The sequence below is a fragment of the Burkholderia sp. PU8-34 genome, from assembly GCF_053427725.1.
Genome location: NZ_JBSAXC010000001.1, coordinates 51,129 through 65,047 on the forward strand (window position 1 = coordinate 51,129; position 13,919 = coordinate 65,047).

Sequence of the window (13,919 nt, forward strand, 5' to 3'; positions counted from 1 at the left end):
GGGGAAAGCGTCGGCCAGGCTCGCGTCAGTTGGGGGACGGATCAAGGCCGGGAGCCACGCCGAGTCGATCGCCGTGCCGGAGGGAAGGCGGGAGAACGGGCATCGCGTGCGTGGTCCAGGAGTTCGGGAGAATTCTGCTGGCCGCATTGTACGCCGCTGCGGACAAAAATGTGCTGGAACGGCCGTTTGGTGCCGGTTGGCGCCGGTTTCGCCGAAGCCGCCCGCTTCGACCGATCCGGACGTGCCGGGCAGCCAGCCCGTCAGGCAGGCCCCACCCATGAGTTCTTTAATCACGGGAATGTGTCTTGCCGGCCGCATTGCTGCGTCGCATGTCGGCAACACGTTGATGCAGCGCGACATTTTGTATCACAACAAGATATAATTGCGGCTTTCCGTCACACCCGGCTCGCGCGCGCCCTACTTTTCGTCCCACGTTCCATGTCGTCCGGCTCCCTCTCGTCACGCCGCACGTTGCGGCAATGGCTGCACAGCTTCCTCCCGCTTCCCATGACCCTTGGCTGGCGCGAGCGCCTGCGCTCCTGCGCGGGCGCGCTGGTCGGCATCGCGACAGTCGGCTTCACGATGAGGGTCGTGCCGGGCGTGCCGGGCCTCGTGCCGCTGCTGGTTGCGCCGATGGGGGCGTCGGCGGTGCTGCTGTTCGCGGTGCCGGCGAGTCCGCTCGCGCAGCCGTGGTCGATCATCGGCGGCAACCTCGTCGCCGCGACGGTCGGCGTCGCGTGCGCACAATGGATCGCCGATCCGATCACGGCCGCCGCGGTCGCGGTGGCCTTCGCGATCGGCGGGATGTTCGCGTTGCGCTGCGTGCACCCGCCGTCAGGCGCCGTCGCGCTGACGGCCGTGCTCGGCGGGCCCGCGATCCACGCGCTCGGCTTCGGCTTCGTGCTCGAGCCGATCGCGCTGCAATCGGCGATCCTGCTGTCGGCGGCGCTCGTCTACCACGCGCTGACCGGCCACCGCTATCCGCACGGCGGCGCGCGCCCCGACGCGAAACCGCAGGCCGGCGGCGCAAACCAGTCCGCCCGCGGCGGCTTCACGCGCGAAGACCTCGACGCGGTGCTCAAGCGCCGCAGCGAATGGCTCGACGTCGATCCGGACGACCTCGAAGCGCTGCTGCGCGAAACCGAAATTCAGGCGTACGCGCGCACGTTCGGCCAGCTCACCTGCGCGGACCTGATGACGAAGCGTGCGATCAGCGTCGCGCCGTCGACGTCCGTGACGGCCGCGCTCACGATGCTCGACCGGCACCATGTGAAAGCGCTGCCCGTCGTCGACGGGGACCACCGCCTCGTCGGGATCGTCACCCGCGCCGACCTGACGCGCCAGACGCGCCGCCCGACGCCGCTGTGGCAACGCCTGTCCGCGCGCCTGCCGCAATCGATCGGCGGCCAGCCCGCGAGCGTCCACACCGTGATGAGCCGCGATGTCGCGTCGGTGCCGCAGACGATGCCGCTCACCGCGCTCGTGCCGCTGTTCACGCACTCGGGGCACCACCACATTCCTGTCGTCGACGCGTCGCGCCGGCTCGTCGGCATCATTACCCAGACCGACCTCGTCACGGGCCTGTATCAGCAGACGCAAATGCTCGAAGCCGCTTAACAGGAAACCACGAGGTAACCGCGAGGAAACCGCGCCGGACACCGCGCGGACGCCGCCGCGCCGCACATTCCGCAGCGGCGCCGTCCGCCCATTTATATCACGTTGTGATATATTTGCGCGTTACCGTAACCGATACGCCGAACGACGATGACCGACTCCCGACGCGCGCTGAACAAGTCCGACTTCCAGCAGCTCTCCGAATTCCGCTACCAGATGCGCCGCTTCGAGCGCTTCTCCGAGCGTGCCGCGCAGAGCGAAGGCGTGACGCCGCTGCAGTACCTGCTGCTGCTGCACATCAAGGGCTATCCGCACCGCGAATGGGCAACCATCGGCGAGCTCGCGGAACGCCTGCAGGCGCAGCACCACGGCGTCGTCGCGCTCGTGTCGCGCTGCGAGGCGCTCGGCCTCGTGAAGCGCAAGCCGAGCGAGACGGATCGCCGCCAGGTCGAGGTGCACCTCGAGGACGCCGGCGAAACGCTGCTCGCGCGGCTCGCCGCGATGCACCGCACCGAACTGAAGTCGCTCAAGGGCGCCTTCCAGGTTCCACAACTCGATTTCTGACTCTTGCTTTCGCCACGCCAATGAACGCTCCGCACAAACGCGATTTCGCGACCAACGACCGCCTGCCGAAGATTGCGCTGCTTGCCGCCGTGATCGGCGTGCTCAGCACACTCGCCGCGTTCGTGCTGTTGAGCCTGATCCACCTGTTCACGAACCTGTTCTTCTTCCAGCAGTTCTCGTTCGCCGACCGCTCGCCCGCGGGCAACACGCTCGGCGCATGGGTGATCGCGGTGCCGGTGATCGGCGGGCTGATCGTCGGGCTGATGGCGCGCTTCGGCTCCGAAAAGATCCGCGGCCACGGCATTCCGGAAGCGATCGAGGCAATCCTGTTCGGCAAGAGCCGGATGTCGCCGAAGGTCGCGATCCTGAAGCCGCTGTCTTCCGGTGTCGTGATCGGCAGCGGCGGCCCGTTCGGCGCCGAGGGGCCGATCATCATGACGGGCGGCGCGCTCGGCTCGCTGCTCGCGCAGTGCGTGGCCGCACAGACGATTAACTTTTAACTTCGCAATAATCGTCTGTAACTTGCACTCACTTTCGCCTGAATCACGACAATTTTCGCCTATCGTGCTTGTTTGAGACAAGCGGCGAACGCGCCCGATGAAAAAACCCCAAAAAAGTCCTTCCTCGGCACTTTCCGTTTTTTTCAACATCAGCATAGGTTTGGACAGATACCGCCCAAACCCTGACGGACACTGGGTTTCAGGCGAAGCGCCGCCGTTCAGGATGTTCGTTGCAAGGTCCAATTGCACCACGACAGGGCATCGGACCGGCCACACAAAAAACGATTCTTTGGGCGGTCACTCCCCGATTTCGCGCACCATGAGTTTGACTCATGAATCGGAGTCGTCCCGGCCACGTCTCTGCCCCGCTCACACCGGTCGGTGCCAAAGAGCGATTCGCTCATCAGTTTGATCGGGTAGGATACGACGATTCGAATTGATAAAACTTCTCAATCTTGAAAGCCACCGAGCGCTTCCCAGCGCGTCAGGTCGTGTCATCGCGCGTCGCTGCAATTAGAACGGCAGTTGGACTGACGCGGACAGAGCTTGCAAAGGCAGCTGGAATTAGCCGCAACTCACTTTTCCTGATAGAAGCGCGTGCAGCCAATACCCGTTTGGACACAGTAACTCGGCTCGCAGTGGCGTTGGACGTCGACATCTGTTGTCTACTGTCAATTGAAAATGACATCTTGAAACCCCGAAGGCGACCGAAGGGGATACGCGCCACACTGTCAACGAATCTCGCACATCTTCGGCAAGAGTTGAGCCTTTCGCAGGAAGGTTTGAACCGACTCTGCGGATTTGTTCGTGGATATGTTTGGGTGCTCGAGGGTACCGATCAAGATGTGTCGATCGACACCCTTGATGCTATCGCCAACGCACTCAACGTATCACTCGCGGCTTTGTTCGAAAATCCCAATAAATGAGCCGAGCCGTCGTCTTCGCACGACTCGGTCCGCCAGCGCTTCCCAGAAAAGTCTACGTCGACGAAGAGGTTATCTGACCGTTGGTCTAGCCCTGCATCGTAGATGCCGGGGCGAAATTGTTAGCTGCCCAGCCGCAACAATCACCTCCCCCGACGCTGGCTTCGGCTGCGATTGAATATTCTGTGTGCGCCAGCCACCCACGGCCTTCGCCAAACCACTACACTTCGCGCCCTTTGCCCAGCGCTCCCCAAATTCAACCGCGCCATGTTCGGATGCTGTGTGGCTCGGAGACACGGATGCGTGTCGGTAACAGGCTTGCATCTCCAACAAAGAACGCATCCCAGGCGTCCAGAACTGGAAGCAAATCGCCAGATCTGCCAAGCGAGTCTGGAAGTACTCTGCAAACGAATGGTCGTCGCGGTTTGTCAGTCGCATGGCTAGAGGAATGTTACACCTGCTCAGCACCGTGCGATTGAATTCAGACTGCCGCAGGCTGATAACAACCAGGTCCACACCGTACTGGCCCCCTCCTTCGCAACGTGCTCAAAAATCTCGACCGATATGTCCCCGGCTCCGCCAGACAGATGACGCTCCGGAATATAAAGATGCACCTCGCCATAGGGCGTCGCCACTGGATGTCGCACTTCGGTCAGCGACCACTGATGATCCGAGAATGGCAGCTTGCGTAGGCGTTGTTAAAGTCCGCAACCGGCACAGCAGCAATACATTCCTGCGCCAGGGAAGTTAGCTGCTTCGTTGTGTTCACTATGTTCTCCGGAATATGCGAGCCAAGGGTCGAGCCCATTCGGCTCCCGGGGCAGCGTGGCAGCGTGCCCCAGTCTCCGCGGGGGTGGGAAGAAATATATATCACAATGAGATATAATCAGCCCTTGGCGCGCGTAAGCCTTACAAATTCCATCCAGTGATTTGTTCAGCTGCGTTCCACCAGCCTCCGACGCTCTGCCGTCATGTTGGTCCGACCTCGTGCGCGGGCACGCCTAGAAGGCTTTCGGTGTTCAAGCACTACGTCGCCCCGGACGCAGGAGACGCCTTGGGACGGCGGAGCCAAAATCTCGCCGTTCACGCTCGACCTTCTGCTCTCACGTTCTTAGATACCTAGCCGACATGATTCACCCCGACACCCACAAACGTGACTTCGCGTCGAACGCTCGACTTCCGGGAGTATCAGCCCTGGCCGCCGTTATCGGCCTGATTGCGACTCTGGCAGCATTTGTTCTGTTGAGCCTAATCCACCTATTCACGAACATCTTTTTCTTCGGCACGCTCTCGTTTACGGAGCGCTCCCCCGCGCACAACACGCTTGGCGTGTGGGTCATAGCCTTGCCGATTGTGGGTGGCCTGATCGTTGGGCTGATGGCGCGTTTCGGATCCGAAAAGATTCGCGGTCACGGCATTCCAGAAGCCATAGAGGCAATCCTCTTCGGAAAGAGTCGCATGTCTCCAAAGGTCGCGATTCTGAAGCCACTGTCGTCAGGCATCGTGATTGGCAGTGGCGGACCGTTTGGCGCAGAGGGGCCGATTATTATGACGGGAGGTGCCCTCGGCTCTCTGCTTGCACAATTCGTGAGGCTCACCGCTGCCGAGCGGAAAACGCTTTTGGTCGCTGGTGCTACAGCAGGTATGACAGCAGTATTCGGAACCCCTGTCGCCGCCGTACTACTCGCCGTCGAGTTGCTGCTCTTCGAATGGCGCCCGCGCAGCTTCCTCCCGGTTGCTCTCGCTTGCGCCGTTGCAGGCTTTGCGCGCGCGGTCTTTTTTGGCACCGGCCCACTCTTCCCACTTGAAACCAATCCACCAGATGCGCTGTCGCTAGTGTCGTGCGTCATCGCCGGCCTCCTTTCGGGAGTGCTGGCGTCAGGGTTGTCAGCTGCCCTCTACAAGGTCGAGGACCTCTTCGGCAAACTGCCGATCCACTGGATGTGGTGGCCTGCGCTTGGGGGTATCTTTGTCGGCATCGGTGGATTTATTGAACCCCGCGCGCTTGGCGTGGGTTACGACGTGATTGGTGACCTGCTGCACCAAAACATCCCGCTCCAAATCGCCGTAACGCTGCTTGCGGTCAAAGCGGTAATGTGGGTGGTTGCGCTTGGCTCGGGAACGTCGGGCGGCGTACTTGCGCCACTCCTCATGCTCGGAGCCGGCCTTGGTGTCGTCCTCAGCCACATACTTCCAGGCGGGGAGCCCGCACTTTGGCCGCTCGTTTGCATGGCGGCTACGCTTGGCGCGACGCTTGGCGCTCCGTTGACTGCTATCGTATTTGCCTTTGGCCTCACGCACGATAGCAACGCACTACTGCCATTGCTTGCGGCAACGTTGGTCGCACACGGTTTCGCAACCGTCGTGATGAGACGTTCGATCATGACGGAAAAAATCTCTCGCCGGGGTTACCACATCTATCGCGAGTATGGTGTCGACCCGTTGGAGCGCCATTACGTCGATGAAGTGATGACACACGCGGTGCAAACGATCGATGCCAGTGTCACTCTTCACGAAGCTCTTGAACGATATTTTGGTGACACACAGGCGCATCGCGCATATCCATTGGTGCGCGACGGTGCAGTACTCGGGATGGTTGATCGGGAATCCTTGGAAGCTCAATGCGGCGGGACACCTCTGCCGCCGTCAACCAAGTCTTTGGACCATACCGAAACTACCACTGCGTCGATTCTCGCCGGCCACCTTCCCGTGTTTGCGCTGCCACACGAAACATGCCGCCTGGTGGCAACACGCCTTGCGGTGCACAAACTTGAGCGACTGCCCGTCGTCTCCGACGCGCAATCCATGCGACTGATAGGCATTGTTTCGCGCAGCGACTTGATAAAGCCGTCTCTGGCGCACTTCGACGAGGAGCACAAGCGCGAGCGCTTCCGTCGAGTTGGCCCCCGAATTGTCAAGCGACGCTTCCCGCCGGTTCGCCGCACCGGATAAGGCACTGACAGTTGGCCAATTTTCGCCCGATCAAAGACACTTGCGCACCACGCCTCTGTACGTAGCATGAAGGCCGCGCCAGACAGCCACACGCGACTCTCCGCTTTTCGTTGCGGGTAGCTTGAGGGCGTGGTGTCCGCCTCGCATCGGCAAATGGACAACCGTGCCGATGCGCAACAGCCGTGCAGTCAACTTCGACTTCGACAGGTAGGACCACAAAAATTTCGTTGCGTAGCCGCGCCGAGGCGGTCTACGTGGGCGCCGGCCTGAGAGAGCGCGTCCGAAACGGAATACTTCGGGTGACCACCGAACTGAGATACGGCAAGCAGTTCCTCGGTCGAAGAAAGGACCGTCAGACGGTAGCCCGCATACGGCCAATCTGCCGCCAGCTTGTTGGCGTTCCGGAGGTCGTCCGCCACCATCGCACCTTCAAAGGCCTTGGCGTCGGGCAGCGTCGACAGCAGGGAGATGGGGCCGTGGCAGATCATGCCGGTCGGACGGCAGTTGCTAGCGAAACTTCGCACATCGCCGAGAAAGCGCGAACTGGCGGCTTTCTTACCGTGACAGGACGGCGGAATGTCGTGACGGGCACTCTCCAAACTTGAGACCGAGCATCAACCGATCACGCAATCGGGGTCTGGTCGCCCGATTGGCCGCGTAAATGCGGAATTTGAGTTTTATGCGGCCAATCCTGTTAAATCAAATACTTACGCCGATGGAGATGACACATCCGCTATTCATCAGCGTATTTCACTGGATACGACGTCAGCGCTAGGCGACCAAGCAGGGCCGACCGAGGCAACTCGGAATCAATGGCCCACCGATAGCGGCTACAGCTTCCCCAATTTGCTGTAGCGCCGTGGGCGCATTTTCTTCGGAGCTTCGCGAGGCCTGCGTCAGAATCCCTCGAATGGGATGACGTCCGACCAAGCATCCTGCCAATCGCCCTGCCACGCAGATTCCGTTTGTTTCGCTGCGCCAAAATCTGTAGCCTCGAGCCCAGCTCTCTCAATCTGGACGGGCCGGACGGGCGCGCCTCCGGACTCTGCGTCACGCGCACTCACGACGATCGCTCTTCGGACCACGATGGGGAGTTGAAACGCGTCATTCCGGGCGCCCTTCGACGACTCAGACTCGGACTCGTAAGGTCGCGGGTGATGATTCTGCGCACTCATTGAGTACACCCAGATATCCGTCATGACGTCCTCCGTCGCTGGGATAATGTCGAGAACGGGCCCGTCATCAAATAGATAAAGCACAAGTATCCGCGATGAAACCTCGTCCAGTTGGTCGGCCCATACCAGGACCTGCTCTCCACGCAGTTCAAGGTACGCTCTCCCTTTCTCCCAGTCGTAGGTCCACTCTCGAATCACGCACGCTCTCGGTAACGCAGTTGTCGAGGGGATACGCGTCGAGGAAATGCCTGGAAGCGGGACGACGACACACGGTTCTTCGTTCATCAGGTCTGGGCGTACAAATATTTCCCACGCCCAGGTCTTGTACGACGAAGGCTCGCCTGATTGCACGCAATCGTCGACGATTGCTTTCACCAACGTCTCGTAGATGTCATCGCGGCTAAGGTGAAACGTAGCGACCTCGGATTGTGCGTTCGCGGAATTCATAGAAGGTCTCCCGATTAATATCGCCAGTATCTACTTCGGTTTTATCCGCTTCATGCCGAAAGCGGCTAAAACACCAGTCTTCACTGTTCATTGCAACTCCATCGCGATTGGCACTGCCGAAATCCATCCCATGAACACCAATAACGGCTCCGGCCGTCAACAAACCCTCAAAACCGCCCTCGCCCTCGCCGTCGAGCTAGTCGCGGACATGGACCGGTCACTTTCAAGCTCGGAAGGCATCGTTTCCGTCGTTCCCGAGGTCATTGTTTGGATGATGAAAAATACATCGCCCGAACTAATCCGCGAAATCGAGGGTAGCGACCTGCGGGAGAGCCTGGCCTCCTTGCTCGATGAGTATGCCGCGCTCCGTATGAGGGCGCAGCAAATTCTTCTTCCTGCTGCACACAGCACCTGCGAATCCGACTCCGAGGCTCAACGGCTCGTCCGCATCACATACGACGACCTGTTGAATGCATTGTCGACCTCAGCGGTCAGTCCCGAGTTTCGCCACGCATTTACCTCAATCCTGCCGGATGTCGAGGAGAAGCTGGAAATGGTCGACGCAATTCCATGGGGCGACGAAGAAATCGAGGATTCGCCGGCATGGGATGTTGAAACGCCGCCGCTGTTCGACCATTACTCGCGGCACGGGGAGGCCGAGCAGCTCCGCGACCCATTTGCCAATTCGACCGAACCGCTTGAGCTTGCCAGGATTTGGCTTAGGTCAACACTCGACGCCATGGACGACGGTTACCACCACCTCTTTTGGTCGACCGTATACACGTCGGTCCTGGGCGAATGGTTTCAGACGACCTCACCATCTCTCGCAAAGTCTGTTGAGGCAGCCGCTCTCGTCCACGCCTTCTACGATGCGGCGACGTCGTATGTAAAGACCATGCGCGACATCGAGCGGCGCTGGCACCGGTTAAGCGAGCCGCTGCGCGAACTGGTATCGCGCCGTACTGCTGACGTGGACGAAGCCATCGAAATCATCGCGTCCATGCTCGATATACACGCGCATCAGGAAACCGAGCGAATTGCAATTGCCCGACAGGTGTACGACATGTTCTGCCGGCGTCTCAATCCAAAGCGGATGAGCCAATCCTGCACGCTCTTTCGGGCAACGGCGAGCAACGCACTGCTCGACGGAATCAGGCAGGATTCGGCCTCGTGGGAAACCGGCTACGTGGTCGATGCCGCAGCGCTGCCGCAGCCGTTCGCAGAGCGCGTTACTGCGCGGGATTGCATCGTGGTCTGTTTACCCGAAGCGCGTTTGCGACTGCTCGACGAGCTGGCCCGCGGCGAGGGACTAACCGGCGTCTTCTCGAAAATGGGCAATGGAAGTCAGCGACGGTTCAATCTGACCGTAAATCACGCGTTCTGGTCACCAAGGGAACAACTGTGGCCTGTGATGTTCAGATTTCGAAACGAGGTTCCCGTCCTGTATCTCTTTGCAGACGTCTGCGTTCTTGCTCGGTACCGCTTCAATCATTTCGTTGACCTACAACGAGTCGCTGACGTCCCCTACCGCAATTGGGATTCGGCAACGCTGGACGATGGGGATTGGCGACATGCGGCGAGGCACTACGTCTCCGAGTTGCCGGACGGAACGCAGGTCAAACCGGCAATTCTGACAACAGTGACGGACTTGACTACACGTGAGTCCCTGTCTGACTGGACCCAATGTTGACAACACGCGCGAACACGTCTGTGGAGCAGCTCGCCACCGGCCGCCACATAGTATGCGGGTTTAGTTCGCGATTCTGCCCATGTCCGCGACTGGACACGACGCTTGTCCGCCAAGCGTTAGCGCCTCCCATAGCTCCTCGTTTCCGCCGCGCGACGTCGGCGGAAAACCCCTGCCTACAACCACCGCGTCCGACTATCACGGACGCGCCCTCCTATCGTTGATCGGCGCGTCGTGAACAGGACGGGCGCGTCAGAAGGCGCGACCAGACGGCGGCCTTGAATTCACGCGTACAAATTCCCCGTTCGTCTCCCGAAATATTATTGTCGGCCCGCTCGGTATAAATAATTGGATATTTTTCGAGACATATTGAAGCTCGACGCAATCGCGCCTATCCTTCGAGCCACGCGATTCATGAAACGATTTTGATGCGTTGCTCGAACGTCGCTATACAAAAAGGAAGCACCCAAATCTAGGCACCCAATCCCAGGAACAAAAGCATGGCCATCGAATTTAGTTACAGGAGTGCGGAGGCGCAATTTGACGATGATGACCTGAACGAGGAAGTGCTCACGAGCATTCGCGAACTGGCCGCTGAAGAAGGGTCGGCCGCGTCGTACCTGTTCTCCGGCGAAGACCTTCTACTTGTTGACGACGACGGCTACTTTTACGAGGATGGTTCATTCAATCCCGAAGGCTGCTTCAGTTTTCAGAGCTTTGTCGTCGTTCCCCTTCCCGGCGTTGCATCGTACGATGCTTGACGTTACGAACGACGAAGTGGCTGTTACGAGAAAAATCGCACCGGATGGCTCCCAGGTCCGATGCCTCATGCTTGCGAATGAAAAAGTTGCCATAGCCCGAGACATCGTAGAAGTGTCGGGGGCAATGCTCGCCTATCGGCTGCTGGTGATATGGCTATTCGAGGATAGCGCCGCGCTTTGCATGTACGAACTCAGCGACGACATCATCGCCAGGCTAGAGGTCGCCGGCACGTCTGGAAGCGTCCAAGCGCATCTTCGGGAGCGAGGAGCGGCTCGCAGTCCAAATGTCGAACAGGACACAAAATACATTCAGGTATTCAACGCCGCCGACATGAGAAGGAAGATGCGCTGCGGCCCATATTGACTGCAAGCAGCACCATAGCGAGCAATCAAATTCATCACGGCGGGCCTCGGTCCGCCGTTTCCATTTGCGTCGACGTCTCTTACTTCACGCGGTGCCGCACCTTTGGTCGCACGCGACTACCAGTCGAATCGCTGACGCCTCTGTGACCAGACGCGCCGTCGTATGTTCTCATCTGTTCGAAGAAACGACCGCATAAGAATTTATACATTAACAGTCACTTTTCGCAACCCCATGATTTTATTGTTAAATTTATATTGCGACGCGATAAATCGACGAAGACAAGGATTTGCCTGTATAAATAATTGGATATTTTACAAAAAGCATTGAAAACAAACGCGAACCCCCTTATTCTCCACCCCAATCGCAACATACAACGTAGCGCCCCGCAATACGCACGAGCGGAGGTCGCTATACGGATAGTGCGTCGATTATCGACGCATATAGGACACATCATTTAGAGCTACAGCCATGACGATTGAATTTGATTACGGAACCGCCAATATTTCCTTTGACGACACCGACCTGAATTGGGAACTGCTTGCCGAGATTCGTCAGCAAGTTGTTCAGCGTGGGGCCGCTGTGTCTTACCTTGTACCTATTGAGAATTTAATAGTTGATGATATCGACGTTGAGAACTGCGCGGTCGTGGTAGCTGCTTTGCCGGGCGTCGTAACGAGTGCAATCGACTTCGCGGACGAACACACCTGGGCATCAGTCGAAACTGAACTCGATGGGTCTCGAATCGCATGCCTCATGCTAGCAAAGGGGTCTGTTGCCCTCGCCCGGACGGCCGTTCGACTCTCAGGGGCCATACAGGCGCAGCAGCTGCTTGTGCTGTGGATGTTTGACGACGGCGGCGCTCTGTGCCGGTACCGCTTGGACGAAGACCTGCTCGATGAATTCGACATCGCCGCAAGGTCGGCGGAAAACCACGTACACCTGACCCCGGAGGAAACGGCCGCATGGCAGAAGGTCGCGCGCGAGGCAAGCCACATCGGCGTTTTCGACGTCGTCGACCTGACGGAAGACGCTGTCCTGTAGGGCAAGAGGATTCGGATATTAGTCGCACAGCCATCCACCAAAGGACACGAAAGAAATGTATTACTGGTCGGAACAGGAAACAAACGCTGAACTGCTCGCTGCAATCCGGACACACGTCGCCGATAGTCCTGCGCGCACGGCGTATGTGGTGCCGCTGTCGGAGTTGTGGGAACAACCGCAGCTTACGGACGAAAAGTGCATCGTTCTCCCGTTGCCCGGTACGACGGCTACTGAGATTGATTTAGAGGACAAGACCGTCTCTACACAGGTCCGCCATCGCGCTGACGGAACGAGTATCGAATGCTTGCTTCTGGCGAACGGCCGCGTAGCAGTATCGGGGCCCGCTATCAATATTGCTCAATCAAACGACTTCGGCCGTATTTTGGTAGTGTGGGTCTTCAACGACAAACCGACGCTTTCGGAATATCGATTCGATGCTCAACTACACGAGGACCTCTGGGCCGCGTCGATGGTTGCCCAAAGTTATCACCCAATCGAATGGGACGAAGACGAGCCGGAGGTTCTCGAGTACCTTGAGTACATCGTGCCGACCAAATTGCCGGCTCAGTAATTTACCTCCAAGTCAACGCAAGGGCCAGTCAGGTAATCGTGGACTGGAGAGCGAAACTCCAGGCGCACATACCGTAGCAATTCAAGGCGGACCATCGGTCCGCCTTTCTTATTCCAAGCGTGGGCTCAATTATTGAATTTGACCGAGCTGACCACTACGGGGTTGAAAAGCAGACGTGGCTCCGAGAGCCCGTGAGTTTCGTCGATGTGTTCCACCTGCTCCCTCCGCAGTACCAGGGCCCGCGACCTCTCCCCGCGCCAGGGGACGATGTCATGGTCGATGCGGAGGCGATTGCCGAAGCGATTTCCCGCACCACCATGCGTTTCGTACAGCCAAAGACAGAAGCCCAGCTCGATTTACAGGCGCTGCATCGCGTCCGACAACGCCTGGTCTCAAACAAGACGTCCGTCATCAATCAGGCCGGTGCCTTTCTGCTCGAATACGGTCTCACCATCAGTGTCGGCGCCGCCTACTTTGTCCGCGACATGCCATCGATTCTCTCGGACGACCAGAATGGGCTGACGCCGTCCATGCGCCGCCTGCTCGAGGATCTGTGGCAAGAATATCGCTCCGCCGAGGCGCGTCTGTTGCAACTTCGACGCCAGATCGAAGCTATTGCCAGCGCCGACGATGCGGCCACCCGACTGACATCAGTGCCGAGTATCGGCCAACTGACGGCGACAGACCATGATTCCCCTTCCAAGTTTGCAGGCTGATACCTGATGACGAAACTGTGCAACGGCGTTCGGTAAACCGGGTCAAAAAAGCGGCCTCCAGGGTCGAGCCACTTATTGGGAACCGAGCGCGCATATCCCATCATGGCCTTGCCGTCAAAAGCGGCTGACTCGCGAGAGGCCGGATACATTTACGCAAACTGCTTCGTCACACAAAATCTGCTTGCAAAGCCGGGGCGGACCATACATTTTTTGCGATTTCCAGCTCCATCTGCAAGCTCTTGTTCTCCGCTCGCGGTCGAGACAGCTCCATCTGTTCCGCCGCGACGGCCTTCGCCCCGGGCCCATTCAGCTTGCCGGCCTCGAAAGCCTTCAGCCAGTTGCGCAGGGTCTGCGTCGACATGCCCAATTCGCGGGCCACGGCGCTCACGCCTTGGCCGTCCTTGATTCGTTGCACGGCGGCTTCCTTGAACTCTGCCGTGTACACGTGATGCGGTACCTTGAACATCTCTGCTTTCCTTCCTTTGGGTCGAGTTTATACGCGACCTGCTGGAAGGCGAAATTTCAGGGGAAGCTCAATAGTCAATCGCGAGGCGCCCGACAGCCTGAAGCTCGGAAACGTCGATACGACCACGCTTAAGCCACA

Annotated in this window: 12 protein-coding genes and 2 pseudogenes; 11 read left to right on the plus strand and 3 right to left on the minus strand. The window is 58.9% G+C overall.

Annotated elements, in window-relative coordinates; genetic code table 11:
* The first annotated feature begins 438 nt into the window (after positions 1 to 438).
* From ACV22Z_RS00200 to ACV22Z_RS00220, 5 genes and pseudogenes are all read left to right on the plus strand, one after another.
* Positions 439 to 1,617: an HPP family protein gene (locus ACV22Z_RS00200; RefSeq protein WP_448074322.1), complete on the plus strand. Its 1,179-nt coding sequence runs from the start codon at positions 439 to 441 to the stop codon at positions 1,615 to 1,617.
* A 147-nt stretch (positions 1,618 to 1,764) separates the two neighbouring features.
* A complete protein-coding gene (locus tag ACV22Z_RS00205) occupies positions 1,765 to 2,178 on the plus strand; it encodes a MarR family winged helix-turn-helix transcriptional regulator (protein WP_448074323.1) in 414 nt (137 codons plus the stop codon).
* A gap of 20 nt (positions 2,179 to 2,198) precedes the next feature.
* A pseudogene (locus ACV22Z_RS00210) lies at positions 2,199 to 2,654 on the plus strand (chloride channel protein); the annotation flags it as partial.
* Positions 2,655 to 3,133: 479 nt separating this feature from the next.
* Positions 3,134 to 3,604: a helix-turn-helix domain-containing protein gene (locus ACV22Z_RS00215; protein ID WP_448074324.1), complete on the plus strand. Its 471-nt coding sequence runs from the start codon at positions 3,134 to 3,136 to the stop codon at positions 3,602 to 3,604.
* 1,128 nt (positions 3,605 to 4,732) lie between these two features.
* Complete coding sequence (locus ACV22Z_RS00220; RefSeq protein ID WP_448075125.1) at positions 4,733 to 6,553, plus strand: chloride channel protein; 1,821 nt, start codon at positions 4,733 to 4,735, stop codon at positions 6,551 to 6,553.
* Positions 6,554 to 6,741: 188 nt separating this feature from the next.
* On the opposite strand, the gene ACV22Z_RS00225 is transcribed toward ACV22Z_RS00220, so the two are convergent.
* Positions 6,742 to 7,152, minus strand: a complete 411-nt coding sequence (locus ACV22Z_RS00225) for a hypothetical protein (RefSeq protein WP_448074325.1) — start codon at positions 7,150 to 7,152, stop codon at positions 6,742 to 6,744.
* Between the two features lie 297 nt (positions 7,153 to 7,449).
* Positions 7,450 to 8,175, minus strand: a complete 726-nt coding sequence (locus tag ACV22Z_RS00230; protein WP_448074326.1) for a hypothetical protein — start codon at positions 8,173 to 8,175, stop codon at positions 7,450 to 7,452.
* A 130-nt stretch (positions 8,176 to 8,305) separates the two neighbouring features.
* On the opposite strand from ACV22Z_RS00230, the gene ACV22Z_RS00235 reads away from it, so the two are divergent.
* The 6 genes from ACV22Z_RS00235 (at position 8,306) to ACV22Z_RS00260 (ending at position 13,315) form a co-directional block, all read left to right on the plus strand.
* Positions 8,306 to 9,865, plus strand: a complete 1,560-nt coding sequence (locus tag ACV22Z_RS00235) for a hypothetical protein (protein ID WP_448074327.1) — start codon at positions 8,306 to 8,308, stop codon at positions 9,863 to 9,865.
* Between the two features lie 497 nt (positions 9,866 to 10,362).
* A complete protein-coding gene (locus tag ACV22Z_RS00240) occupies positions 10,363 to 10,623 on the plus strand; it encodes a hypothetical protein (RefSeq protein WP_448074328.1) in 261 nt (86 codons plus the stop codon).
* Positions 10,616 to 10,987: a hypothetical protein gene (locus tag ACV22Z_RS00245; protein WP_448074329.1), complete on the plus strand. Its 372-nt coding sequence runs from the start codon at positions 10,616 to 10,618 to the stop codon at positions 10,985 to 10,987. The genes ACV22Z_RS00240 and ACV22Z_RS00245 overlap by 8 nt, the downstream gene beginning before the upstream one ends.
* A gap of 468 nt (positions 10,988 to 11,455) precedes the next feature.
* Positions 11,456 to 12,028, plus strand: coding sequence for a hypothetical protein (locus ACV22Z_RS00250; RefSeq protein ID WP_448074330.1), 573 nt, complete (start codon positions 11,456 to 11,458; stop codon positions 12,026 to 12,028).
* Positions 12,029 to 12,083: 55 nt separating this feature from the next.
* Positions 12,084 to 12,599 carry a hypothetical protein gene (locus ACV22Z_RS00255; RefSeq protein WP_448074331.1) on the plus strand — a complete coding sequence of 172 codons (516 nt, stop codon included), beginning with the start codon at positions 12,084 to 12,086 and terminating at the stop codon, positions 12,597 to 12,599.
* 191 nt (positions 12,600 to 12,790) lie between these two features.
* Positions 12,791 to 13,315 carry an IS110 family transposase gene (locus ACV22Z_RS00260; RefSeq protein ID WP_448074332.1) on the plus strand — a complete coding sequence of 175 codons (525 nt, stop codon included), beginning with the start codon at positions 12,791 to 12,793 and terminating at the stop codon, positions 13,313 to 13,315.
* Positions 13,316 to 13,523: 208 nt separating this feature from the next.
* Here ACV22Z_RS00260 and ACV22Z_RS00265 read toward each other — a convergent pair.
* A pseudogene (locus ACV22Z_RS00265) lies at positions 13,524 to 13,781 on the minus strand (transposase); the annotation flags it as partial.
* Between the last annotated feature and the right edge of the window lie 138 nt (positions 13,782 to 13,919).

Excerpts from the sequence above, each read along its gene's own strand:
- ACV22Z_RS00200 (WP_448074322.1), top strand. The coding sequence starts at position 439 with ATGTCGTCCGGCTCCCTCTCGTCACGCCGCACGTTGCGGCAATGGCTG.
- ACV22Z_RS00205 (WP_448074323.1), top strand. The coding sequence starts at position 1,765 with ATGACCGACTCCCGACGCGCGCTGAACAAGTCCGACTTCCAGCAGCTC.
- ACV22Z_RS00230 (WP_448074326.1), bottom strand. The coding sequence starts at position 8,175 with ATGAATTCCGCGAACGCACAATCCGAGGTCGCTACGTTTCACCTTAGC.
- ACV22Z_RS00235 (WP_448074327.1), top strand. The coding sequence starts at position 8,306 with ATGAACACCAATAACGGCTCCGGCCGTCAACAAACCCTCAAAACCGCC.
- ACV22Z_RS00240 (WP_448074328.1), top strand. The coding sequence starts at position 10,363 with ATGGCCATCGAATTTAGTTACAGGAGTGCGGAGGCGCAATTTGACGAT.
- ACV22Z_RS00245 (WP_448074329.1), top strand. The coding sequence starts at position 10,616 with ATGCTTGACGTTACGAACGACGAAGTGGCTGTTACGAGAAAAATCGCA.
- ACV22Z_RS00250 (WP_448074330.1), top strand. The coding sequence starts at position 11,456 with ATGACGATTGAATTTGATTACGGAACCGCCAATATTTCCTTTGACGAC.
- ACV22Z_RS00255 (WP_448074331.1), top strand. The coding sequence starts at position 12,084 with ATGTATTACTGGTCGGAACAGGAAACAAACGCTGAACTGCTCGCTGCA.